This window comes from Pseudonocardia sp. P-1, from assembly GCF_058111925.1.
In genome coordinates, this window is record NZ_CM176614.1 from 3217962 (window position 1) to 3240038 (window position 22077).

At 74.0% G+C, this 22077-nt stretch carries 21 protein-coding genes; 14 read left to right on the forward strand and 7 right to left on the reverse strand.

Translation table 11 applies throughout. From position 1 onward, the window contains the following. Positions 1 to 319 precede the first annotated feature (319 nt). Positions 320 to 1399: an inositol-3-phosphate synthase gene (locus tag AC0GKK_RS15800; protein WP_062398977.1), complete on the reverse strand. Its 1080-nt coding sequence runs from the start codon at positions 1397 to 1399 to the stop codon at positions 320 to 322. 1 nt (position 1400) lies between these two features. After that, complete coding sequence (locus AC0GKK_RS15805) at positions 1401 to 2045, reverse strand: PadR family transcriptional regulator (protein ID WP_226354439.1); 645 nt, start codon at positions 2043 to 2045, stop codon at positions 1401 to 1403. Positions 2046 to 2239: 194 nt separating this feature from the next. Here AC0GKK_RS15805 and AC0GKK_RS15810 point away from each other — a divergent pair, with 194 nt between their 5' ends. The 5 genes from AC0GKK_RS15810 to AC0GKK_RS15830 all read left to right on the forward strand — a co-directional run bounded on the left by AC0GKK_RS15810 (position 2240) and on the right by AC0GKK_RS15830 (position 8296). After that, the gene (locus AC0GKK_RS15810) at positions 2240 to 2635 is read left to right on the forward strand and encodes a DUF5318 family protein (protein ID WP_073573684.1); all 396 of its coding nucleotides are present in this window, start codon (positions 2240 to 2242) and stop codon (positions 2633 to 2635) included. Between the two features lie 285 nt (positions 2636 to 2920). Beyond that, positions 2921 to 5368: a transglycosylase domain-containing protein gene (locus AC0GKK_RS15815; protein WP_489881964.1), complete on the forward strand. Its 2448-nt coding sequence runs from the start codon at positions 2921 to 2923 to the stop codon at positions 5366 to 5368. A gap of 130 nt (positions 5369 to 5498) precedes the next feature. Beyond that, complete coding sequence (locus tag AC0GKK_RS15820; protein ID WP_476653192.1) at positions 5499 to 7100, forward strand: glycosyltransferase family 87 protein; 1602 nt, start codon at positions 5499 to 5501, stop codon at positions 7098 to 7100. Between the two features lie 134 nt (positions 7101 to 7234). Beyond that, positions 7235 to 7912, forward strand: coding sequence for an NUDIX hydrolase (locus AC0GKK_RS15825; protein WP_073576122.1), 678 nt, complete (start codon positions 7235 to 7237; stop codon positions 7910 to 7912). A 120-nt stretch (positions 7913 to 8032) separates the two neighbouring features. Beyond that, positions 8033 to 8296 carry a hypothetical protein gene (locus AC0GKK_RS15830; protein WP_476653191.1) on the forward strand — a complete coding sequence of 88 codons (264 nt, stop codon included), beginning with the start codon at positions 8033 to 8035 and terminating at the stop codon, positions 8294 to 8296. A gap of 7 nt (positions 8297 to 8303) precedes the next feature. Here the strand turns inward: AC0GKK_RS15830 and AC0GKK_RS15835 are convergent, their stop codons facing one another. Continuing rightward, a complete protein-coding gene (locus tag AC0GKK_RS15835; RefSeq protein WP_489881965.1) occupies positions 8304 to 9071 on the reverse strand; it encodes a deoxyribonuclease IV in 768 nt (255 codons plus the stop codon). 333 nt (positions 9072 to 9404) lie between these two features. Here AC0GKK_RS15835 and rpsF point away from each other — a divergent pair, with 333 nt between their 5' ends. The 5 genes from rpsF to dnaB all read left to right on the forward strand — a co-directional run bounded on the left by rpsF (position 9405) and on the right by dnaB (position 13076). Further along, on the forward strand, positions 9405 to 9719 hold the full coding sequence (gene rpsF, locus AC0GKK_RS15840; protein WP_062398960.1) for a 30S ribosomal protein S6: 315 nt from the start codon (positions 9405 to 9407) through the stop codon (positions 9717 to 9719). Between the two features lie 11 nt (positions 9720 to 9730). Next, positions 9731 to 10276: a single-stranded DNA-binding protein gene (locus AC0GKK_RS15845; protein ID WP_251783330.1), complete on the forward strand. Its 546-nt coding sequence runs from the start codon at positions 9731 to 9733 to the stop codon at positions 10274 to 10276. Between the two features lie 54 nt (positions 10277 to 10330). Next, positions 10331 to 10567 carry a 30S ribosomal protein S18 gene (gene rpsR / locus AC0GKK_RS15850; protein WP_020623471.1) on the forward strand — a complete coding sequence of 79 codons (237 nt, stop codon included), beginning with the start codon at positions 10331 to 10333 and terminating at the stop codon, positions 10565 to 10567. Positions 10568 to 10581: 14 nt separating this feature from the next. Further along, the gene (rplI, locus tag AC0GKK_RS15855) at positions 10582 to 11028 is read left to right on the forward strand and encodes a 50S ribosomal protein L9 (protein ID WP_208822723.1); all 447 of its coding nucleotides are present in this window, start codon (positions 10582 to 10584) and stop codon (positions 11026 to 11028) included. Between the two features lie 638 nt (positions 11029 to 11666). Further along, the gene (gene dnaB, locus AC0GKK_RS15860; RefSeq protein ID WP_062403954.1) at positions 11667 to 13076 is read left to right on the forward strand and encodes a replicative DNA helicase; all 1410 of its coding nucleotides are present in this window, start codon (positions 11667 to 11669) and stop codon (positions 13074 to 13076) included. Positions 13077 to 13170: 94 nt separating this feature from the next. Here dnaB and AC0GKK_RS15865 read toward each other — a convergent pair whose 3' ends face one another. Together AC0GKK_RS15865 and AC0GKK_RS15870 are read right to left on the reverse strand one after the other, a co-directional pair. After that, positions 13171 to 13509 carry a DUF3040 domain-containing protein gene (locus AC0GKK_RS15865; RefSeq protein WP_405420789.1) on the reverse strand — a complete coding sequence of 113 codons (339 nt, stop codon included), beginning with the start codon at positions 13507 to 13509 and terminating at the stop codon, positions 13171 to 13173. A gap of 170 nt (positions 13510 to 13679) precedes the next feature. Then, the gene (locus AC0GKK_RS15870) at positions 13680 to 14198 is read right to left on the reverse strand and encodes a dTDP-4-dehydrorhamnose 3,5-epimerase family protein (RefSeq protein ID WP_346101916.1); all 519 of its coding nucleotides are present in this window, start codon (positions 14196 to 14198) and stop codon (positions 13680 to 13682) included. A gap of 196 nt (positions 14199 to 14394) precedes the next feature. Here AC0GKK_RS15870 and AC0GKK_RS15875 point away from each other — a divergent pair, with 196 nt between their 5' ends. Both AC0GKK_RS15875 and AC0GKK_RS15880 read left to right on the forward strand, forming a co-directional pair. Beyond that, positions 14395 to 15555: a methyltransferase domain-containing protein gene (locus tag AC0GKK_RS15875; RefSeq protein WP_482638642.1), complete on the forward strand. Its 1161-nt coding sequence runs from the start codon at positions 14395 to 14397 to the stop codon at positions 15553 to 15555. Between the two features lie 64 nt (positions 15556 to 15619). Further along, entirely contained in the window at positions 15620 to 15982 is a 363-nt protein-coding gene (locus AC0GKK_RS15880) for a BlaI/MecI/CopY family transcriptional regulator (RefSeq protein ID WP_489881966.1), read from the forward strand. Positions 15983 to 16032: 50 nt separating this feature from the next. On the opposite strand, the gene AC0GKK_RS15885 is transcribed toward AC0GKK_RS15880, so the two are convergent. Both AC0GKK_RS15885 and AC0GKK_RS15890 read right to left on the reverse strand, forming a co-directional pair. Then, on the reverse strand, positions 16033 to 17652 hold the full coding sequence (locus AC0GKK_RS15885; protein ID WP_489881967.1) for an SDR family oxidoreductase: 1620 nt from the start codon (positions 17650 to 17652) through the stop codon (positions 16033 to 16035). A gap of 44 nt (positions 17653 to 17696) precedes the next feature. Continuing rightward, positions 17697 to 19142, reverse strand: coding sequence for an AI-2E family transporter (locus AC0GKK_RS15890; RefSeq protein WP_489881968.1), 1446 nt, complete (start codon positions 19140 to 19142; stop codon positions 17697 to 17699). A gap of 541 nt (positions 19143 to 19683) precedes the next feature. On the opposite strand from AC0GKK_RS15890, the gene AC0GKK_RS15895 reads away from it, so the two are divergent. Both AC0GKK_RS15895 and AC0GKK_RS15900 read left to right on the forward strand, forming a co-directional pair. Then, on the forward strand, positions 19684 to 20160 hold the full coding sequence (locus AC0GKK_RS15895) for a hypothetical protein (RefSeq protein ID WP_073576113.1): 477 nt from the start codon (positions 19684 to 19686) through the stop codon (positions 20158 to 20160). A gap of 669 nt (positions 20161 to 20829) precedes the next feature. After that, a complete protein-coding gene (locus tag AC0GKK_RS15900) occupies positions 20830 to 22065 on the forward strand; it encodes a D-arabinono-1,4-lactone oxidase (protein ID WP_489881969.1) in 1236 nt (411 codons plus the stop codon). Positions 22066 to 22077 lie beyond the last annotated feature (12 nt).

A 22077-nucleotide genomic window follows, 5' to 3' on the forward strand; every position in this document is an offset into this window, starting at 1 on the left:
GGACCCGTGGGCGCCGGTACGAAGGGGGAGTTCCGGTGGGGACACCGACGGCACTCACGACCCGCCTGCGTCGTCGCCCGGCGGTGACCCTGTACCCCTCACCCCGGATGGGCGGTGGTCGCACAAGGCCGGACCGCACATTACGAACAGATATCGCTCAGATAAATGACGCAGAGCACATTCATTGCATGACTGCGCTCACGACGAATAACGAGAACATTCCGGATCGGTAATGTCGTCTTTCGGAACGTCTCCGGTACGGCAACGGCCCGGGGATGACCTGCATGGTCTTCCCCGGGCCGTTGTACCGAGAAACGGATCAGCTGTCGATCTCGCCCCGGATGAACGCCTCGACCTTGTCGCGGGCCTCGGAGTCGCGGTACTGCTCCGGCGGCGACTTCATGAAGTAGCTCGACGCCGACAGGATCGGTCCGCCGATGCCGCGGTCCTTCGCGATCTTGGCCGCCCGCACCGCGTCGATGATGATGCCCGCGGAGTTCGGGGAGTCCCAGACCTCGAGCTTGTACTCCAGGTTCAGCGGGACGTCACCGAACGCGCGGCCCTCGAGCCGGACGTAGGCCCACTTGCGGTCGTCCAGCCAGGACACGTAGTCCGACGGGCCGATGTGCACGTTGCCCTTGCCCATGTCCCGGTCCACCTGCGAGGTGACGGCCTGGGTCTTGGAGACCTTCTTGGACTCCAGCCGCTCGAGCTCCTTCATGTTCAGGAAGTCCATGTTCCCGCCCACGTTGAGCTGCATCGTGCGGTCCAGCTGCACGCCGCGGTCCTCGAACAGCTTCGCCAGCACCCGGTGGGTGATGGTCGCGCCGACCTGCGACTTGATGTCGTCGCCGACGATCGGGACGCCGGCGGCGCGGAACTTCTCCGCCCACTCCGGGTCCGAGGCGATGAACACCGGCAGCGCGTTGACGAACGCGACGCCCGCATCCAGTGCGGCCTGCGCGTAGAACCGGTCGGCGTCCTCGCTGCCCACCGGCAGGTAGGACACCAGCACGTCGGCCCCGGTGTCGCGCAGCACCTGCACGACGTCGACGGGCTCGCCGTCGGCCTCGGTGATGGTCTCCCGGTAGAAGCGGCCGAGACCGTCGAGGGTCGGCCCGCGCTGCACGGTCACCCCGAGCGGCGGCACGTCCGCGATCTTGACCGTGTTGTTCTCGCTGGCCGAGATCGCGTCGGCGAGATCCTGACCGACCTTCTTCGCGTCGACGTCGAACGCGGCCACGAAGGTCACGTCCCGGACGTGGTACCCGCCGAAGTCGACGTGCATCAGGCCGGGGACCTGGGTCGACGGATCGGCGTCCGCGTAGTAGTGAACCCCCTGGACCAGCGACGCCGCGCAGTTGCCCACGCCGACGACCGCCACCCGAACCTGGCTCATGTCAGGCTCCTCCTGTTGTCTCGTCCTGTCGTACCCCGCCGGTCGCGGGCCGGGATGGCCCGCCGCCGGGGAAGGTCCTCTCGTCGCGTCCGTCCGCGGCGCCCTGCTCGGCCCGTTCGGTCGCGATCAGCTCGTTCAGCCAGCACACCTCGCGCTCGGAGCACTCCAGCCCGAGCCGGTGCAGCTCGCGGGTGTAGCGGTCGACCCCCTCGCAGGGCCTGCCGAGCGCGGTGCGCAGACCGTCCCGGCGTTCCTCGACGGCCCGTCTGCGGCCCTCCAGGATCCGGATCCTGGTCTCCGCCGGTGTCCGCGCGAAGAACGCCAGGTGCACGTCGAAGCTTCCGTCCTCCCACGCCTGGGGGCCGGCCTCGGCGAGCATGGCCGCGAACCGGTCCCGGCCCGCCGGGGTGATGCGGTAGACCCGCCTGCCCCGTCGCAGCCGTCCCGGAGCGCGTCCGTACTGATCACCCGCCTCGTCGGTGGTCTCGGCGATCGACCCGGCCCGCAGCAGCCGGCGCAGGGCCGGGTACAACGAGCCGTAGGAGAACGCGCGGAAGCCGCCGAGCCTGCGGCCGAGCTGCTTGCGCAGCTCGTACCCGTGCAGCGGACCGTCCTGGAGCAGGCCGAGGACCGCGAAGTCCAGCATCGCGACCTCCTCCGTGCGGACCGCCGACCGGTCATCCTATCGGTCCGATACATCGATCCGTCCCCTCCATGATCGTCGTCACAGGTGGTCGCGGACCGGACGAGTACCCCGACCAGGCACGGAACGGTCGTGCCCGCAGGGCCCCGTGCGGGACGGCGATGGGTCCGCGGGTCCGTCCCGCGTACCCTGGCCGGGTGCTCAGCCCGCGACAGGTGGTGGACTACGCCCTGCAGCGCCGTGCTCTGCTGGCCGACGTCCGGGCCGGCCGGGTCGGACGTGAGGAGGTGTGCGATGCGGGTGCCTACCTGCTCCGCGCCGCGCGCTTCCACGGCACGTCCGCCGGTCGGGCCTGTCCGGTCTGCCGCCACGAGGAGCTCGCCCAGGTCTCGTGGGTGTTCGGCGAGAGCCTGCGCCACGTCTCCGGCTCGGCCCGCTCCGCGGCGGACCTCGAGCAGCTCGCGGCACAGGTCGCCGACTTCTCCGTGCACGTCGTCGAGGTGTGCACCGAGTGCCGTTGGAACCACCTGGTCCGCTCGTTCGTCCTCGGCACCGGCCGCCCCCGCCGCGGCCGGCGGAGTGCGGGTGGCTGAGTCCGATGGCACCCTGCCCGACGAGCACGACCACCCGGACCGCGCGCACCGCGCCGGTCCGCTGCCGGATCCCCTCCGCCCCGGGCACCCCCGGCCCGGGCCGCTGCGGATCCGGTCCACCGCATCCCACGGAGCCGCCCGGTGAACGACGAGCGTGACCCCCGGCGCACCCCGCCGCCGCCCCCGCCCCCGGTCCTCCGCGGTCCCGTCCCCGATGCCCCCGCCGGCACCCCGACCGGGCGTGGGCCCCCGTCCCCCGATGCCCCCGCCCCCGGTCGTCCACCGGTGGGCGGCCGTCCCGCACCCGCGGGGCCGCCGCCGCGCCCGGTCCCCCAGTCCCCTCCGCCGCTGCTGACCCACGACGACTCCGGGGTCGGCCACTTCGACCCCGTCGTCCGGCCCGCCCAGGCCGGTCCGCGCACGGCCGTCCCGCAGCGCACCGGCCCTCCGCAGGCCCGCGGTGCCGCGGCGGCCGCGGCGGCACCGGCCACGGCCGCCCGTCGTGGCGGCGGTGGCGGCCGCCCGCCCGGACCGCCCGGTCGTCCCGACGGTCGCGGTCCCGGGGACGGCGGTGACGGGCGGCAGAAGCCCGGCCGTCGTCGCCGGCTCCGGCGCTGGGTGATCGGGCTCGCCGCGTTCGCGGTGATCGGCCCGCTCGTCGCGTTCGCGATCGGCTGGCTGGTGTTCCCGGTCCCCAACGCCGACGACATCGCCGTCACCCAGGTGGCGACCTTCACCTACACCGACGGCGCCCCGCTGGCGACCGTCCGGCCGGACAACGTCAACCGGATCAGCGTCGACCTGTCCCAGGTGCCGGTGCCGGTCCAGCAGGCCGTGCTGTCCGCCGAGGACCGCACGTTCTTCTCCAACCCCGGCTTCGACATCACCGGCATCGCGCGGGCGGTGATCAACCAGCTCTCCGGCGGGATCGGCGGCGGCTCGACGATCACCCAGCAGTACATCAAGGTGACCACCGGCAACGACCAGTACTCGCTGTTCCGCAAGTTCCGCGAGGTCGTGCTGGCCGCGAAGATGTCCAAGGAGATGACCAAGGAGCAGATCCTCGGCAACTACCTGAACGCGATCTACCTGGGTCGCGGCGCCTACGGCGTCCAGGCCGCCAGCCAGGCGTACTTCGGGAAGAACGTCCAGGACCTGAACGCCTCCGAGGGCGCGATGATCGCCGGGCTGATCCAGTCGCCGTCGCGCTGGGACCCGGCGAAGAACCTCGAGATGTCCCAGCAGCGGTGGAACTTCGTGCTCGACGGCATGGTCGCCCAGGGCTGGATGACGCAGGCCGACCGGGCGCAGCAGAGGTTCCCGCAGTGGCGCGAGGCCTCCGCGGCCGAGGGCGGTGGCATCCCCGGTGACGACAAGGGCCACATCTACAACGCGGCCCGCGCCGAGCTGGAGAAGCTCGGGATCTCCGAGACCGAGATCAACACCCAGGGTCTGACGGTCACCACGACGATCGACCCGAAGGCCCAGGAGGACGCGGCGACGGCCGTCGAGAAGGTCATGGACGGCCAGCCCGGCAACCTGCGGTCCTCGCTGGTGTCGGTGAACCCGAAGACCGGCGCGGTCATCGCCTACTTCGGCGGGGAGAACGGTGTCGGCCTCGACTACGCCTCGGTGCTCAAGCAGCCCGGCTCGTCGTTCAAGCCGTTCGTGCTCGCGGCGGCGCTGCAGGCGAACCCGCCGGTCGGTCTCGGCACGATCTACGACGGCTCCTCCCCCCAGGAGCTCGCCGGCACCACGGTCACCAACTCCGAGGGCGTCAGCTGCGGCCGGTGCTCGGTGAAGGAGGCCATGACCAAGTCGATCAACACGGTCTTCTACCGGATGGGCCTCGACGTCGGCCCGCAGCGGGTCGCCGACGCCGCGCACCAGGCCGGCATCCCCGCCGACCTGCTGCCGAACCCCACCGGCGGCATCTCGCTGGGTGACCGAGAGGTCCACCCCGAGGACATGGCCGCCGCCTACGGCACGTTCGCGGCCGACGGCATGAAGCGCGACCCGTTCCTGATCGCGAAGGTCACCGCCAGCGACGGGCGGGTCATCTACGACCGCGGCAGCACCGACAACGGCCAGCAGGTCATGCCGGCCGAGGTCGCCCGCAACGTCACCGAGTCCATGACCGACGTCGCGAGCTCGTCGCGGATCGGGCTGGACGGGCGTCCGGTCGCCGCGAAGACCGGCACCGTGCAGAGCAGCGTCCAGGGCCAGAACAACGACGCCTGGACCGTCGGCTACACACCGTCGGTGTCCACCGCGGTGTGGGTCGGCACCGACGACAACACCCCGATCAAGAACTCCGCGGGCCGCCCGGTCTACGGGCGGATGCTGCCCGGCTCGATCTGGCAGTCGTTCATGAACGACGTGCTGCAGGGGACGCCGGTGGAGCAGTTCTCCGACTTCGAGCCGATCGGCCAGGCTCCGGCCCGGGCCGTCTCGAACGACTCCGGGCAGGGCGACGACCAGCAGACGACCACCACCCAGGAGCCCGGCGACAGCCGCGACAACGGCGACCGCGGCGACCGCGGCGACCGCGGGGACCGCGGGGACCGGGGTGACCGCGGGAACCGCAGCGACCGGGGTGACTCGTCGGGCGACGGCTCCGGGGACGGGGCCGGCGACGGCAGCAGCGGCAACCCCGGCAGCGACGGCAACAGCGACTCGCCGCCCGGCTCCGATGCGGGCCGGGACCGTCCGGGCCGCGGGGGCGACAACTGACCGCAGGCGGCCGGCCCGGAGCCGCACCACCCGCCCCCGCGACGCGCCGGGGGCGGGCGTCCGGGACCGGGAGATCCCGACCTGGACCGAGCCGCTGGCGCGCGCCGCGAGCCGGGTCGCCGGAGGCCCGATGGGCCGGCACGCACTCGTCGGACGGTCGCGCTGGTGGACCCCGCTGCGGGTGGTGCTGCTGCTCGCCGTCGTCGTGCTGGCGCTGGGCTGGCTGGGCAAGGCGGCCTGTCTGCAGCAGTACCGCACCCCCGACGGTGCGCTCGCGCTGGACTGGCGCAACGACCGTCAGTACGTCGCGATGTGCTACTCCGACACCGTCCCGCTCTACGGGCTGGAAGGTCTCGCCGACGACGCCGTCCCCTACCGCGACGCCTGGTTCGAGACCGCCGCCGACGGCTCCCGCACCGCCCGGTACATGGAGTACCCGGTCGTCACCGGGATGTTCCAGTACCTCAATGCGCAGCTGACCGACGGCTGGCAGTGGCTGGCCGAGCGGTTGCCGCTGCCGACGGCGCTCGACGTCGTCGTCTACTTCGACGTCACAGCGATCTGGCTGGCCATGGCCTGGCTGGTGGTGGTGTGGGCGGTGCTGATGCTCCGCCCGGAACGTCCGTGGGACGCCGCGTTGGTCGCGCTGTCCCCGCTGGTGGCGGTGCACGCGTTCACCAACTTCGACACGCTCACCGTCGCGCTCGCGACCGGGGCACTGCTCGCGCTGCGCCGGGACCGGCCGGTCTGGGCCGGGGTGCTGCTCGGGATCGGCGGCGCGGCCAAGCTCTACCCGCTGCTGCTCCTGCTACCGGTGCTGCTCGTCGGCTGGCGACGCCGCGCCGACGGAGGCCTCCCGCGTGCCGCGTGGACGATCGGTGCCGCGGCCCTCGCCTGGGTGGCGGTGAACCTCCCGGTCGCGCTGGCCTGGCCGCGCGGCTGGGTCGAGTTCTTCCTGCTCAACCGCACGCGACCGGCCGACCCGGACTCGGTCTGGTACTCGCTGTACTGGTTCACCGGCTGGTCCGGCTTCGACGGCCCGCTCGGCGACGGGCAGTCCCCCACCGTGCTCAACACCGTCACCGCGGTGCTCATGGTGCTGGCGTTCGCCGCGATCGCCTGGCTCGCGCTGCGCGCGCCGCGCCCGCCCGCGGTCGCCGAGCTGGCCTTCCTGACGGTCTCGGCGTTCCTGCTGGTCAACAAGGTGTGGAGCCCGCAGTACTCGCTGTGGCTGGTCCCGCTCGCGGTGCTCGCCCTGCCCCGCTGGCGGCTGCTGCTGGCGTGGATGGTCGTCGACGCGCTGGTCTGGGTGCCGCGGATGTTCCAGTACCTCGGCGTCGCGAACAAGGGGCTGCCGCCGGAGCCGTTCCTGGTGACCGTGCTGGTCCGCGACGCCGTGGTGGTCGCGCTGTGCGTGCTCGTCGTCCGGCAGATCCTGCGGCCCGGCACCGACCCCGGCCGGGACCCGGAGCCCGTGTGGCCGGTCGGCCCGCGGGTCTCCCGGTCCGGCGTGCCCGCCGTGACGGCCTCCGCGTCGGCCGTGCCCGCACGGGGCGGGCGACGGCGGAGGGACGGCGGCGGCCCCGGCCCCACCGGTTCCGTCGGCACGCCCCGGTCCGGCGACGCGGCCGGTTCCGCGGGCTCCGGCCGCGCCGGTCGCTCCGATCGCGCGGCCGCACCCGAACCGTGGCCGTCCCGGGCGGCCCGCCCCCGGCGCGACCCCGCGGACTGAACTGCGGCTGCCCCTCGCGCCGCCGCATGTGTCCCGCCGGTCGCCGCACAGGGTGTGGTGGCGCCGCAGCGGGTGTGACGAGTGCGGCGGCGACGGAACCTGTGCGGCACCCGGGCGGGTGCGACGATCGGGCCATGGCCGACGACGTGGTGGTCCCGGAACCGGTGCAGCGCCAGCTGCGGGAGCGTGTCGAGGCGGCGCTGGCGACGCTCCCCCCGGCCGAGCGCCGGGCCGCGTCGGAGGCGGACCGGGCGGGGAAGCGGGCCGCCGCCGTCACCCTGACGCTGCTGCCGGTCCCCGGTGCCACCGGCGACGGCCGTCTCGCCGACGAGGTCGCGTTCGTCCTGACCCGGCGCGCCCGGTCGCTGCGGGCGCACTCCGGCCAGTGGGCCCTTCCGGGCGGACGGCTCGACCCGGGTGAGACCGCCGAGCAGGCGGGGCGCCGCGAGGTGTCCGAGGAGATCGGGCTCGAGCTCGGCCCGGACCGCGTGCTCGGTCTGCTCGACGACTACCCGACCCGTTCCGGCTACGTCATCACCCCGGTCGTGCTGTGGGGCGGCGGCGCGGGCGAGCCGACGCCCAACCCGGACGAGGTCGCCGAGCTGCACCGCCCGCCGCTGGCCGAGATCGACCACGAGCCCCGGTTCCTCACGATCCCCGAGTCCGACGCCCCGGTGATCCAGGTGCCGCTGTTCGACCGCTACGTCCACGCCCCCACCGGGGCGGTGCTCCACCAGTTCCGCGAGGTCGTCCTGCACGGGCGCGCGACCCGGGTCGCGCACCTGGAGCAGCCGGTCTTCGCCTGGCGCTGAGGACTCCCGGAACCGGGGTCTCAGGTGCGGACGGGCCCGCCGAACACGCCCTCCGGGTCGACGCGGCGCTTCAGCGTGGCCGGCCGGCGCCGGGTGTCGTCGTCCCGGTACGGGCACCTGGTGCAGCTGCCGCGGACCCGGCTGCGGACGCGCTCCGGGCACTGGGTGGTGGCGCACGCGTCGCCGCTGGCCGGGCCGGACGGGGGCCTCGGGGAAGGTCGTCGTGACGATCGAGGAGGCCCGCCCGCCGGAGATCGTCCCGCTGGCCACCGCGTCCGCAGCAGGCGCGAGCTCACCGCCCGGGTCTACGTCGACCAGTACGCCCCGCGGCTGCAGATCGGGGCGGGGCTCACGCCGTCCGGCTGGCTCACCGGTACCGCCTGAGGCCTCCTCAGGTGTGCTCCCGCAGGAACGCGATGTCGCGGGCCTGTCCCTCGGCCGGGGTCTCCACCACGACCGGTGCCCCCGCCGCCGCGACGACGGCGGCCAGCTCGTCCGGCGGGATCGTCCCGTCGTCGATGTTGGCGTGCCGGTCGCGGGCGGAGTCGAACGTGTCGCGCGAGTTGTTCAGGTGGATCAGGTCGATCCGCCCGGTGATCCCCCGGACCCGCTCGACGATCCCGGCCAGCTCCTCGCCACCGGCGAAGGCGTGACAGGTGTCCAGGCAGAACCCGACGCCGAACTCGCCCACCGCGTCCCACAGCCGGCCCAGCGCGTCGAACCGGCGGGCCATGGCGTTGTCCCCGCCCGCGGTGTTCTCGATCAGGACGGGCACGTCGAAGCCGTGCTCCCCGGCCTGGCGCTCGACGAACTTGCGCCAGTTGTCGATCCCGACGGCCGGGTCGTCGTCCTTCGTGACGTGGCCGCCGTGCACGACCAGGCCGAACGCGCCGACCTCGGCGGCCCCGGCCAGGTGCTGCTGCACGATCTTGCGGCTCGGGATGCGGATCCGGTTGTTCGTGGACGCGACGTTCGCGGTGTAGGGCGCGTGCACCACCACCGCGACGTCCGACGCGGCCAGCTCCGCCGCCCGTGGGTGCGGCGGCGGCTTCTTCCAGCCCTGCGGGTCGGACAGGAACAGCTGGATCACCTCGGCGCCGACCTCGGCGGCCGCGGCCAGAGGGTCCTCGGCGTCGCGGACGTGTGCTCCGATCTGCATACGGGCACGGTAGCGAGGACCCCCGACAGCCGTGGGCCGCCGGTCGGGCGTCGGTGACGGCACCCGAGCGGTTCGTCGAGGACGGGCCCCGGTGCCGGCGACGAAGGACAGCCGTCCGTCGGCCGGCGTCTCCGCGGGCACGCCCGGACCCGTCCCGGCGATCCGGGGAACCGCGTACCCGCAGGTCGGGGCCGGAACGGCCGTTGCTAGCCTGTACCGGCATCCCCGCAGCTCCCGCGCATCCGCCGGAAACTGTCGGGGTGCACTGAGAACCTCCTGTCACGGCCGTCCGGGCCGTGACCGTTTCGAGTCCATAGGAGGTGAGTGGTTCTCATGCGTCATTACGAGGTCATGGTCATCCTCGACGGCGGCCTGGACGAGCGCACCGTGCAGCCGTCCCTGGAGCAGTTCCTCACCGTCGTGAAGAACGACGGCGGATCGGTCGAGAAGATCGAGGTCTGGGGCAAGCGCCGCCTGGCCTACGAGATCAAGAAGCAGGGCGAGGCCATCTACGCGGTCCTCGACATCACCGCCGAGCCGGCCACCGTCACCGAGCTGGACCGCCAGCTGGGTCTGAACGAGTCCGTGCTGCGCACCAAGGTCCTGCGCAAGGACGTCACCCGCACGCCGGCGCCCGCCGCCGGCTGATTGGAGCCGTCATGGCCGGCGAGACCGTCATCACCGTCGTGGGCAACCTGACGGCGGATCCCGAGCTGCGGTTCACCCCGTCCGGCGCCGCGGTCGCCAACTTCACCGTGGCGTCCACCCCGCGCACCTTCGACCGCCAGTCCGGCGAGTGGAAGGACGGCGAGGCGCTCTTCCTGCGCTGCAACATCTGGCGCCAGGCGGCGGAGAACGTCGCCGAGTCCCTGACCCGCGGCGCGCGCGTCGTGGTCCAGGGTCGCCTGCGCCAGCGGTCGTTCGAGACCAAGGAAGGCGAGAAGCGCACCGTCGTGGAGATGGAGGTCGACGAGGTCGGCCCGTCCCTGCGCTACGCGACCGCCAAGGTCAACAAGGTCAACCGGGGCGGAGGTTCCGGTGGCTTCGGTGGCGGCGGTGGCTACGACGGCGGCGGTGGCGGCGGCGCCCGACAGGGCGGCGGTTCCGGCGGTGGAGGCAACTCCGGCGGCGGCTATGACGACCCCTGGGGTTCGGCCCCGCCCGCGGGCAGTGGCGCCGCGTCCGACGACGAGCCCCCCTTCTGATCCACGTACCTCTCCGCCCGTGACGGGCGGAGGACGATCTCCAGGAGCACCACCATGGCCAAGGCCATCGTGCGCAAGCCGAAGAAGAAGGTCTGCGCTTTCTGCAAGGACAAGGCCCAGCTGATCGACTACAAGGACACCGGTCTGCTGCGGAAGTTCATCTCCGACCGCGGCAAGATCCGTGCCCGTCGGGTCTCCGGCAACTGCCGGCAGCACCAGCGGGACGTCGCCGTCGCGGTGAAGAACTCCCGTGAGGTCGCCCTGCTGCCGTACACCTCGACCGCTCGCTGAGGAAGGGGAGACACATGAAGCTCATCCTCAACGCCGACGTCCCGAACCTGGGTGCCCCGGGTGACATCGTCGAGGTCAAGGACGGCTACGGCCGCAACTACCTGCTGCCGCGCAAGCTCGCGGTCGTCGCCACCCGTGGCGCCGAGAAGCAGGTCGAGCAGATCCGCCGGGCCCAGAAGTCCCGCGAGATCCGCGACCTGGGCCACGCCCAGCAGGTCGACTCGCAGCTGCGCAACATCAACGTGACCGTCCCGGCCAAGGCCGGCGACACCGGCCGTCTGTTCGGCTCGATCACGCCGGCCCAGGTCGTCGACGCCGTCAAGGCGGCCGGCGGCCCGCTGCTGGACAAGCGCAGCATCGACGTCCCGGGTCACCTCAAGACCCTGGGCAAGCACCAGGTGCAGGTCCGCCTGCACCCGGAGGTCACCACCGAGCTGCCGATCGCGGTCGTCGCGAGCTGAGCGGTCCGGTGGTCGTTCGACCACCGAGCGTGAACAGGGCGGTGTCCGGAGCCATGCGCTCCGGGCACCGCCCTTTCGCGTGTCCGGGCCGGCCGGACGGGCGTCGCGCACACGGTGCGCAGTCCCGGATGGACGATCGACACCGATCGGACGACCCCACACCGGATGTCTTGTCACGCAGCCGACACGCCGTGCGGTGACGATCCACTCGTCGGGCGGGCCTGTGGACGCGCCGGGCGGCGAGCGGTCCGCCGGGCGCTCCGACACGCCCGTACGCGGCGTGCGACGACACGCCAGAGCAAAGTTGTCCACAGCTGTGAGTATGCCTCTGACCTGCGCAGACGGCCCGTTCCGGTCCCCTGTCCCCAGGTTGTCCCCAGCACGGTCCCGGGACGGGCGGCATCCGTGCACAGTTCATCCCCAGTTCGATCACCAGGCCGGTTCGCCACGGGCCCGCGGCCGACCTAGTGTCGGCCGTACCGGTACGCGAGCGCCTTGCTCCCCGGACCGCGCCCGCCGCGGTCCGTCGGGCACCGCGCCGGCCGGCAGATCACCGACGACGGTCGCGGGTGGCAGCACGTACCACTCGCGCGTCGAACGTGCGTTCGGTACTGTGTCCACCGGGGGTGACGCTGCGTATGGCTCTGACGGACGATCGTCCCGGCAACAAGCCCCGTGCGGTCCGTGACGGCGAGAAGGCCTCCGGACCCGGCGAGGGCGCCACGTTCGACCGTCAGCCCCCGCAGGACCTCACGGCCGAGCAGTCGGTGCTCGGCGGCATGCTGCTGAGCAAGGACGCGATCGCCGACGTCGTGGAGGTCCTGCAGCCGGAGGACTTCTACCGGCCCGCCCACCAGACCGTCTACGAGACGATCCTGGACCTCTACAGCCGTGGCGAGCCCGCGGACGCGGTGACGGTCTCGGCGGAGCTGCAGCGGCGCGGTGAGCTCGTCCGCCTCGGCGGCGCGCCCTACCTGCACACCCTCATCGCGACCGTGCCCACCGCGGCGAACGCGGCGTACTACGCCGAGATCGTCGGCGAGAAGGCGGTCCTGCGGCGGCTGGTCGAGGCCGGTACCCGGATCGTGCAGCTCGGCTACCACGGTGCCGACGGCGGCGACGTCGACGACGCGGTGGACCGGGCCCAGGCCGCGGTCTACGAGGTCACCGAGCGCACCACCACCGAGGACTACACGGTGCTGGAGGAGCTCCTCCAGCCCACGATGGACGAGATCGACGCGATCGCCTCCCGGGGCGGCCAGTCCACGGGTGTGCCGACCGGCTTCGCCGACCTCGACCAGGTCACCAACGGTCTGCACCCGGGCCAGATGGTCGTCGTCGCGGCCCGGCCGGGTCTGGGCAAGTCGACCCTGGGTCTGGACTTCGCCCGCTCCTGCTCCATCAAGAACGGCATGACCAGCGCGTTCTTCTCGCTGGAGATGAGCAAGTCCGAGATCGTCATGCGTCTGCTGTCCGCGGAGGCCCGGATCCGGCTGGCCGACATGCGCGCCGGCCGGATGTCGGACGAGGACTGGACGCGGATGGCGCGGCGGATGTCGGAGATCTCCGAGGCGCCGCTCTACATCGACGACTCGCCGAACCTGACGCTGATGGAGATCCGGGCCAAGGCGCGCCGGATGAAGCAGCGCTACGACCTGAAGCTGATCATCCTGGACTACCTGCAGCTGATGACCTCGGGCCGCAAGGTCGAGTCCCGTCAGCAGGAGGTCTCGGAGTTCTCCCGGCAGATCAAGCTGCTGGCCAAGGAGCTCGAGGTCCCGGTGGTGGCGATGAGCCAGCTGAACCGTGGTCCCGAGCAGCGCACCGACAAGCGGCCGATGCTGTCCGACCTGCGTGAGTCCGGCTCGATCGAGCAGGACGCGGACATGGTGGTACTGCTGCACCGCCCCGACGCGTTCGAGCAGGACGACCCGCGCGCCGGTGAGGCCGACCTGATCCTGGCCAAGCACCGTAACGGCCCGACCACGACGATCACCGTCGCCCACCAGCTGCACTACAGCCGGTTCTCCGACCTCGCCCACGGCTGAGGACCCCGGTCGCGCGCTACGGCCACGCCGCCCCTCCGGGGCGGCACCGGTCGGCGCCGGTCCGGGGCGGCACCGCGCGGTGCGGGGTGCCGCGTCAGGCGATTCCGGGGTGCGCCTGCGGTCCGGTGGTGGCCGCGACGGCCAGGGCGAGGCCGGCGATGAGGATCCCCGCGACGACGACCGGCACGCTCACCAGTACGGCACCGAGCAGCAGCACGACCAGTGCGGCTCCCAGCAGTACCGTCGGGAACGGGCCGGAGCCGTGCACGGTGCGCCGGTCGCGGGCGAACCCGGCGAGCAGCCGTCCGCCGTGGCGGGCCGGGGCGTGCAGTGCGGCGTTCAGTGCGGAGAACCGGCGGACCAGTCGCGGGTCGGTCAGTCGCAGCTGCACCTCGATCTCGTGCAGTCGACGGTTCTCGCGCTCGCTCAGCACCTCGGCAACCCCTCGTGTCCACGTCCCGGCGGACACGGTCGTGCCGCCGTCCGGCGCGGGGCGTCGTCGATCCGGCCTGGTACCGACGTTACGTGACCGATTCGTGATCTGGCCGACCGGGCCGACGGGCTCACATGCGCCCGTCCTCACACCGGGGACGGCGCCCGGGGTCACCAGAGGGAGACGCGGTCCCGGCGGGGGCCCGCGGGGGCCCCGAGGCGGGTGGTCAGCGCGGCCCAGGAGCGTGCCGTGCCCGGTGTCCGGGCCGGCCGGGGGCGGAGCCAGCGGACCGCGAGGTCCGGGTCGTCCGGGTGGACGTCGAAGCGTTCCCGGCGCGGGAGCCGGGTGGCGCTGCGCAGCTCGACGACGGTCCCGCTCGCGACGGACTGGACGCCGTAGAGGCAGCCCGGAGGGACGAGCAGTCGCTGCGGGCCCTCGAGCAGCGCGACGGCGAGCCGGCCGAAGGTGTCGGCGTCCGGTCGGGCGTCGATGACGACGGCATAACCGCTGCCGCGGGGGACGCCGAGCAGCACCGCGTCGCCGGGATGGCCGAACAGGCCGAGCACGGCGTCGCGGGCCGGGCGGCGCCGTCGCCGCACGGTGAAGGCGGTGAGGTCCGGGCCGGACGTGTCGGCGACGGTCGGGTCGAGCAGCAGCGCGCCGGGCACCACGGTCCGTACGACGTCCACTCGACCTCCCTCGGGTCCGGTCACCGCGTGCGACGGGCGCGCGGTGGGCTGCGGTTGGGGTACCGGAAACGACAACGAGCGGCCCCGGTCCTGGTGACGCTGCGCAAGTCCACGTTGCTCCGATCGGGCTCACAGCGGGCTTTCAGCCCCCGTATCTACTATCGGACCTAGTACTGATGCGACGAAGGGGTGGCGCATGACCGACGACCCGACGCCGGGTACCCGGTGCCGTGCCTGTGGCGGTGCCACGGGCACGGTCGTGCTCGACCTGGGCGAGCAGCCGCCGTGGGACCGGATGCCCGCCCGGGACGCCCCGCTGCCCGACCCGGCGGCCCCGCTGCGCATGTGGCTGTGCGCCGGCTGCGGTCTCGCCCAGCTGCAGACCGATGCCGCGGTGGCCGAGGAGCTGCACGGCGTCGAACCGCGGGCGATGGCCGACCAGAGCGACCGCTCGGTCGGCCGGCTCACCCGCGCCGGGCTGGTCCGCCCGGGCGGCCGGGTCGCGGAGTTCGGCAGCCCGCACGGCGGCTCGTGGCTCCCGCGGCTGACCGGGCGCGGCATGACCGCGCTCGACACGGACGCGGTGTCCGCGACCGGGCGGGCCGACCTCGTCGTCGACTTCTACGGGCTGCTGCACGAGCCCGACCAGGCCGATGCGCTCGCCCGGCGGGTCGCGCTGCTCGCACCCGGCGGCACGCTCGCGCTCCAGCTGCTGTCGCTGGGCACCGTGCTGCGTGACGGCCAGTGGTTCGACCTGCGCCACGGCCACTACGGCTACTGGTCGCTGCCCGCCCTGGACACCGCACTGCGCCGGCACGGCCTGGGCGTGCACCGGGCGTGGTGGTACCCGCTGTCCGGCGGGACCGTGCTGGTCACCGCCCGGGCCGGCGCCGAGCCCGACGCCGAGACCCGCCGCCTCGTCGACGAGGAACGCGCCCTCGCCGTCACCGAGCCGTCCGGGTTCGCCCGGCTGCAGACGGCCGCCGACGACACCCACCTGCTGCGCGACTGGCTGGTCGCCGAGCGGGCGGCGGGACGCACCGTCGCCGCCTACGGCGCGGCGTCCCGCGCGGTGCCCCTGGTGTGCCGCGCCGGGCTGGACGCGTCGCTGCTGGCCGCCGTCGGGGACGCCTCGCCGGCCAAGCAGGGCCACCGCATGCCGGGCAGCGACGTGCCCGTCGTGTCCCCCGACGAGCTCGCCGGCCTGCGCCCGGACCGTGTCCTGCTGTTCCTGCCCGAGCTCCTCGACGAGGTCCGCGCCGCGCTGCCCCAGGTGGAGGCCGCAGGTGGGCGCTGGGTGGTGCTCGGCCCGGGACCGCGTGCGGTGGAGCCCGTGCACGCACTGTCCGGCTGCTGATCCGACGGCCCACCGACCGGGGGAGCATGGGGGGTTGCGGTTACCCTCGGATCCGGGAGGCAACATGCGTGGTCGACTCGGCGAGCTCGAGGCCGCCGTGATGGACGTGCTGTGGGGCGACGCGGGACCGTGCCGGGTGCGCGACGTCCGCGCCCGCCTGGCCCCGGCCCGTCCGCTGGCGTACACGACCGTCATGACGGTGCTCGACAACCTGCACCGCAAGGGCTGGGTGCAGCGGGGGCTGGACGGTCGCGCCTACCTCTACACGCCGGCCGCGAGCCGCGAGGAGGAGACCGCGCGCGCCCTGCGCGACCTGCTCGACGGCCCCGGCGACACCGAGGCCGTGCTCCTGCACTTCGCGCGCTCGGTGTCCGAGCGCGAGTCCGCCGTGCTGCTCGCCGCCCTCTCGGGCCCCGATCGCGGCTGACGCCGCCGCGCGGGCCACCGTGGTCCGGGGGAGCGCCGACCCGGAGGCGGTCAGGCCGCCCGGTCGCGGTGCGACCGGGACCGCAGCCATGCCGGACGGCGGCTCGCCGGGGCGGGGACGTCACCGTCGCGCTCGGCGGTGCGGGTGATGTTGCGGACCATCCCGCCGAAGACGATCCCGTGGAACGGCGCGACCGACCACCAGTACAGGTAGCCGGGGAGGCCGTGCGGGATGAACACCGCCCGCTGGTGGTAGGTCGACCCGCCCGGACGCGGGCGCACCGACATCTCCAGCCAGGCCCGGCCGGGCACCTTCATCTCCGCGCGCAGCCGCAGCAGCCCCTCCTCCGGGTCGCGGTCGCTGCCGGCCGGGCGGGCCCCGCCGGGCTCGACCATCCGCTCCACCCGCCACCAGTCCAGCGCGTCGCCGGTGCGCAGGTCGTGCGGGTCGCGACGGCCGCGGGACAGCCCGACGCCGCCGACCGCGCGGTCCATCCAGCCGCGCACCGACCAGGCCAGCGGGAACGAGTACCAGCCACGCTCCCCGCCGATGCCCTCGACGACCGTCCACAGCCGTTCCGGGGTGGCGGCGCAGACCTGCTCGCGCTCGTCGAGGTAGACGTCGCCGCCGGCCCACTCCGGATCACTGGGCAGCGGGTCGGACGGCACGTTCGCCACGGTCGCGCCCGACCAGCGGGTCTCGACCTCGCCGTCGGTGATGCGGGACAGGGCCAGCTCGACGGCGCGGTCGTAGCCGATCAGCCCGCCCGGCGGGTCGGGGATGCGGTCCTTGATGTCGTCCTCGGAGCAGACGACCTCGTGCACCAGGGACTCGATCAGCGGCTTCGCGATCGACTTCGGGACGGGCGTGACGACGTTGATCCAGTGCGCGGACAGCGACGGCGACAGCACCGGCACCGGCAGCACCCGGCGCCGGGACAGGCCGGCGACGCGGGCGTAGCGCTGCATCATCTCGTAGTAGGTGAGGACCTCGGGGCCGCCGATGTCGAAGGTCCGGTTCAGCTCGGCGGCCGGCGCGTCGATCTCCGCGACGCGGATCAGGTAGCGCAGCACGTCGCGCACCGCGATCGGCTGGATCCGGTTGTGCACCCAGCGCGGGGTGACCATCAGCGGGAGCCGCTGGGTCAGGTAGCGCAGCATCTCGAAGCTGGCCGAGCCGGAGCCGAGGATCACCGCGGCCTGCAGCACGACCGTCGGCACCCCGGAGCGCAGCAGGGTCTCCCCCACCTCCACCCGCGACGCCAGGTGGGCCGAGAGCTTCCCCGCTCCGGTGTCCGGGTGCAGACCACCCAGGTAGACGATCCGCTTCACCCCGGCCGCGCGCGCCGCCTCCCCGAGGATCAGCGCGGCCCGCCGGTCGGTGGCGGCGAAGTCGGAGTCCGACAGCGAGTGCACGAGGAAGTAGACGACGTCGACGTCCTCGCAGGCCGCGCGGACGCTGTCCGGGTCCAGCAGGTCGCCCTGCACGATCTCGGCGTCGGCGGCCCACGGCACGTCGGCGAGCTTGTCCGGGTTGCGGACCAGGCAGCGCACGTGGACCGGGCCCGCGGACGGGTCCGGGACGAGGTCGGGCTCGGGACCCTGGCCCAGCAGCCGGGGCGCGAGCCGCCCACCGATGTAGCCGGTCGCACCCGTCACGAGATAACGCACGGCGCGATCGTCCCACCGCAGGCACTGCGCGGCAGGGCGTGCGCTCAGCCCGGCAGGGCGGGCGGCGGGTTCGCCTCGCGCGGGCGCAGCGGGTCCACCGCCCGCGGCGCGACCTCGCGCGACGCGACCAGGGACCGCACCGCGGCGGTCAGTACGGCCAGCAGCGGGACGGCGAGCAGCGCGCCGGCGATCCCGGCGACGACCACCCCGACCGCGACGCCGAGCGCGACCGCCAGCGGGTGCAGCCGGACGGCCCGGCCCATCAGCACCGGCTGGAGCACGTGGCTCTCCAGCTGCTGCACCGCCAGCACGACACCGAGCACGATCAGCGCGGTCACCGGTCCCTCGGTGGCCAGCGCGACCAGCACCGCGACGGCGCCGGTCAGCACCGCCCCGATGATCGGCACGAACGCACCGAGGAACACCAGCGCGGCCAGCGGCAGCACGAACGGCACACCCGTCGCCCACAGGCCCAGGCCGATCCCGATGGCGTCGACGATCGCGACCAGCACCGTCGCCCGTACGTAGCCGACGAGCGAGGCGAACGCCCGGCGGGCGGCGACGTCGACCCGCGAGCGCCGGGCCCGCGGGGCGAGCAGCCGGACGAACCCCCAGATGCGGCGGCCGTCGTGGAGCATGAAGATCAACGCGAAGAGGCAGAGCGCGAACCCGGCGAGGATCTCCCCGACGGTCGCGGCGGTCGTCACCGCGCCGGAGGTCAGCGTCTGCTGGTTGTCGCGCACCGCCTGCAGCACCTGGTCGCCGAGCACGCCGACGTCGATCCGGAACGGCGTCGCGTCGGCGAGCCCCTGCAGCGAGCCGACGTTGTCGGTGACCTCCGCGACCACCTGGGACGTGCCGTCGACCAGGGTGCTGACGACGGCGGTCAGCAGCCCCCCGAGCGCGGCCAGACCGCCGACCATCACCAGCGCCGTCGCGATGCCGCGGGGCACCCGCCGCTCGTGCAGCCACCGGACCAGCGGGGCGAGCAGCGCGGACAGCAGCACCGCGATCGCCACCGGGACGACCACGACCCGCAGCTCGATCACGAGGAAGACGAGCAGCGCGAACCCGGCGGCGAGGACGAGCATCCGGGCGCACGCCTCGGAGGCGATCCGCAGCGGGCGCGGGATCTCCGCCCGCGGCGACGGGCGGGGACGCGCCCCGGCGGCCCGCGCCACGGGGTCCGCGACGTGCGGCCCGGCCCGCCCGCCGGCGGCGCGATGGTGGTCGGTGGTGTCGTCGAGGAGGGGCTCGGTGTCGTCGTGCGGGGCGGGGGTGGCCCGGTGGGCGCCGGCCCCGGGATCGGCGGGCCGCGGGGCGACCACACGTGCGTGCCCGGCGCCGGAGTCCTCGTCCGCGGCGTGCGCCGGTTCCGCGTGGTGCCCGTCCGCGGACGCGCGCCCGCGAAGGGCAGGGTCGTCGTCGTGCCGTGGGCGCGGGATGCCGCTCCCGGCAGGAGCGGCGGGCCGCCCGGTCCGCTCCGTCATGGGACGACGGTACGGCGGATCGGCCGGGGTGGCGCGGTGCACGCAACGGTGACGGCCCGGCCCCCGAGCACTGCACCCCGGACGGACCAGCGCCGGAACGGACGGAGCAGTGCTGACAGCCATTCGTGACTTTCCGTCGAACTACACCCGTGTAGTCGACACTCCGTGGGCCGCGCCGGCACGAAGGAGTGGCGATGTGGTGACGCACCGCCGCATGGTGGTCGCGACGTGCCGGATCGTGGTCACCTGGGCCGAGGCGAGGACCTGTCGCCGAGGGCTTCCGACGGGCCGGACTCCGAACCGACGTCACCGACTGCTCCAGGAGGAGGCCGAGTGAACACGCTCCGTAGACAACACGGAGAGTCCTGGACCGGTCACGCCACTCGTACGAGGGGACCTCGCAACCAGAACTGTCACCCCCGTTTCCCCTCTCGTGTGTCACCCGTTGACCGGGTGAGTGGGCCGAACGGCGGTACCGGGTGTACGCGATACGGACCAGGCCGTGGGTCCCCACATGTCAGGCGAGCAGGAGGTACGGCGGGTGTACGAGTTCGACAGCGCTGCGGGTGGCCTCGAGTCGTCGATCCGGGCGCGACGCGCCGCGCAGGAGAGCTGGCCGTTCCCCGGCCGGCACGAGTCGCACGACGAGATCCAGGAGGAGACCCCGATCTTCCACGCCCTCACCGTCGGGGGCTGGCGGGACGGCCGGCGGAGCGGGAGCGCCGGCAACGCCGTGCGCCGCGTCCACCGCGGCACCGTCCGCACGACCCGCCGCGGTGGCGCGGTCCGGCCGACCGGGGACACGGTCGCCGCGTTCCACGCCGAGGTCGCACCGGTCCCGGCGCAGCCGCTCGGCCACGCGCCGCAGGAGCAGGACGACGGCGCCTGGAACACACCGGGCGACGCCGCCATGGTGATGCTGCGCCGTCGTCGCGACGCCGAGCGCGCCGCGGACCGGGCCGCGATCGCCGATCTGCTGGGCGGTGCCGGGCGGCACCGGCTGACCCGCACGGCCTGAGCGGCGTCCGAGCGACCGGACGGGTATCCGGCCCGGTCGCTCCGCCGGCACGGGCGGCGCGGTACGGCCGTTCGGCACCCTTTCGCGACCGGATCGGTACGCGAGGCAACCACGACACCCCCGGAGCGTCCCGGGGAGTGGCCGCACGCCACAGGCGTACGGCCGCACGGCAGGACCGGTGGGGACCGGGAGCGCCGAGGATGCACCAGAACATCCCGCGGACACACCTTGGGACCGCGGGATGAGGTGACGACCGGCTGGGGAGCTGGGTCGTCAGCACGCAAGGCGAGGGCCGGGGCGATGGTCGGAGGGAGCCGACCACCGCACCCGGCCCTCGCGCGTGCGGAGGCCACCGGCGTGGCGCGCGCGACACCGGTGACGCCGTCGGCGCCGACCGGAGCCGTGGGGAGCGCGGTTCCGGGCAGGGCGACGGGGCCGAGTGCGGGACATCCTCGTCCCGGACTCGCGTGGCGACATGATCGCCACGGAGTGTGACCGTATCGGGCGGCCGTCCGGGTCACAAGAGGGCATTCGCTGCATGTTTCGCCGTCCCGTCCGGCACACCCGCCACCACGTTCACCGCCGTTCCACCGGACGGCCGTACGACGCGCCGCGACGCGTGCTCGAATCGTTCCGCACGGTGACCCTCGGCGTTCTACCCTGCGAGGGATGAGCACCGATCCCGCCGCGACCGGCCCCCGGCGCACCGACCGCCCGCTCGACGAGGCCGGCGTCGTGACGGCCGTGCGACGGGCCGCGGAAAGGGGCGCCACCGTCCGCCCCACCGGTGCCGGCGGCCGCGCCCCGGGACCCCTCGTCCGGACCGATGACGTACTACTCGACGTGTCCGCGCTGACCGGCGTCGTCGAGATCGGCGAGGACACCGTGCGGGTGCGGGCCGGGGAGACCGTCGCGGACCTCTGCGTCGCCCTCGCCGCCGCCGGCCGGGCGCTGGCCACCGTGCCCGACGCGCCCCGCGCCACCATCGGCGGCGCCACCGGGCTGGGCATGTACGGCGGCGCCCCCGCGGAGGGCTCGCTGTCCGGCCAGGTCCGGGCCGTCCGGTTGGTCGACGGCCGCGGCACCGTCCGCGACGTCACCGGACCCGACCTCGACGCCGCCCGCTGCGGGCTCGGCGCACTGGGCATCGCGACCGCGCTGGAGCTCCGCACCGTCCCGCTCACGCGGCTGCAGGTGCACGAGCGCGCCGTCGGCATCGACGAGGTGCTCGGCGAGGACCTGCTCGGCGAGCACGCCTGGACCGAGTGCGACATCGCGGTCAGCCCGTCGGCGCACGCCGGGTCCGCGGTGCTGCGCTGGGCCGAGCCGGAGCCCGAGGCGACCGGTCCGGTCGAGCGCGCCGGCTGGGGGCAGGCGGTGTCGCGGCTGGCGTCGTCGTGGTGGTCCTCCGGGGTGGGGCTGCGGTCCGGGTGGCCGCCGCCGCAGCGCTGGGCGCCCGGCACGGCCGGGCCGCCGCACGAGGTCCTGCCGGACCCGCAGCCGTGGGACCCGGACCTGTCCGAGTGGGCCGTGCCGCGTGCCGCGCTCGGGACGGTCCTGCGCGAGCTGGGGGCCGCCGTCGCCGCGCGGGGGCGGGAGCTGCGTCCCGTGCGGGTGCGCACCGGACGGGCCGAGACCGGTCTGCTGCACCCGGCGTCCGGCCGCGACACCGCCTACCTGCGGCTGCGGACCCGCGGACCGGCGGAGGAGCCGGTCCGCCGGCTCGCGGGCGCGGTCTGCGAGGACGCCGACGGGCGGCCCTGCTGGACCACCCGGCACGCCTGGGGGCCGGACGAGCTCGCCGTCGCCTACCCGGAGTGGGAGGCGTTCCGCGCCGTCCGCGATCGGTTCGACCCCGACCGCCGCTTCACCGACCCGCACCTCGCGGCCGTACTCGGCCGCTGACGGGCGCGGGAC

Coding starts and splice junctions, on each gene's coding strand:
- AC0GKK_RS15825 (WP_073576122.1), top strand. CDS start 7,235: ATGGCCGACGACGTGGTGGTCCCGGAACCGGTGCAGCGCCAGCTGCGG.
- AC0GKK_RS15805 (WP_226354439.1), bottom strand. CDS start 2,045: ATGCTGGACTTCGCGGTCCTCGGCCTGCTCCAGGACGGTCCGCTGCAC.
- AC0GKK_RS15890 (WP_489881968.1), bottom strand. CDS start 19,142: ATGACGGAGCGGACCGGGCGGCCCGCCGCTCCTGCCGGGAGCGGCATC.
- rpsR (WP_020623471.1), top strand. CDS start 10,331: ATGGCCAAGGCCATCGTGCGCAAGCCGAAGAAGAAGGTCTGCGCTTTC.
- AC0GKK_RS15845 (WP_251783330.1), top strand. CDS start 9,731: ATGGCCGGCGAGACCGTCATCACCGTCGTGGGCAACCTGACGGCGGAT.
- AC0GKK_RS15835 (WP_489881965.1), bottom strand. CDS start 9,071: ATGCAGATCGGAGCACACGTCCGCGACGCCGAGGACCCTCTGGCCGCG.
- rpsF (WP_062398960.1), top strand. CDS start 9,405: ATGCGTCATTACGAGGTCATGGTCATCCTCGACGGCGGCCTGGACGAG.
- AC0GKK_RS15800 (WP_062398977.1), bottom strand. CDS start 1,399: ATGAGCCAGGTTCGGGTGGCGGTCGTCGGCGTGGGCAACTGCGCGGCG.
- dnaB (WP_062403954.1), top strand. CDS start 11,667: ATGGCTCTGACGGACGATCGTCCCGGCAACAAGCCCCGTGCGGTCCGT.
- AC0GKK_RS15820 (WP_476653192.1), top strand. CDS start 5,499: ATGGGCCGGCACGCACTCGTCGGACGGTCGCGCTGGTGGACCCCGCTG.
- rplI (WP_208822723.1), top strand. CDS start 10,582: ATGAAGCTCATCCTCAACGCCGACGTCCCGAACCTGGGTGCCCCGGGT.
- AC0GKK_RS15900 (WP_489881969.1), top strand. CDS start 20,830: ATGAGCACCGATCCCGCCGCGACCGGCCCCCGGCGCACCGACCGCCCG.
- AC0GKK_RS15875 (WP_482638642.1), top strand. CDS start 14,395: ATGACCGACGACCCGACGCCGGGTACCCGGTGCCGTGCCTGTGGCGGT.
- AC0GKK_RS15880 (WP_489881966.1), top strand. CDS start 15,620: ATGCGTGGTCGACTCGGCGAGCTCGAGGCCGCCGTGATGGACGTGCTG.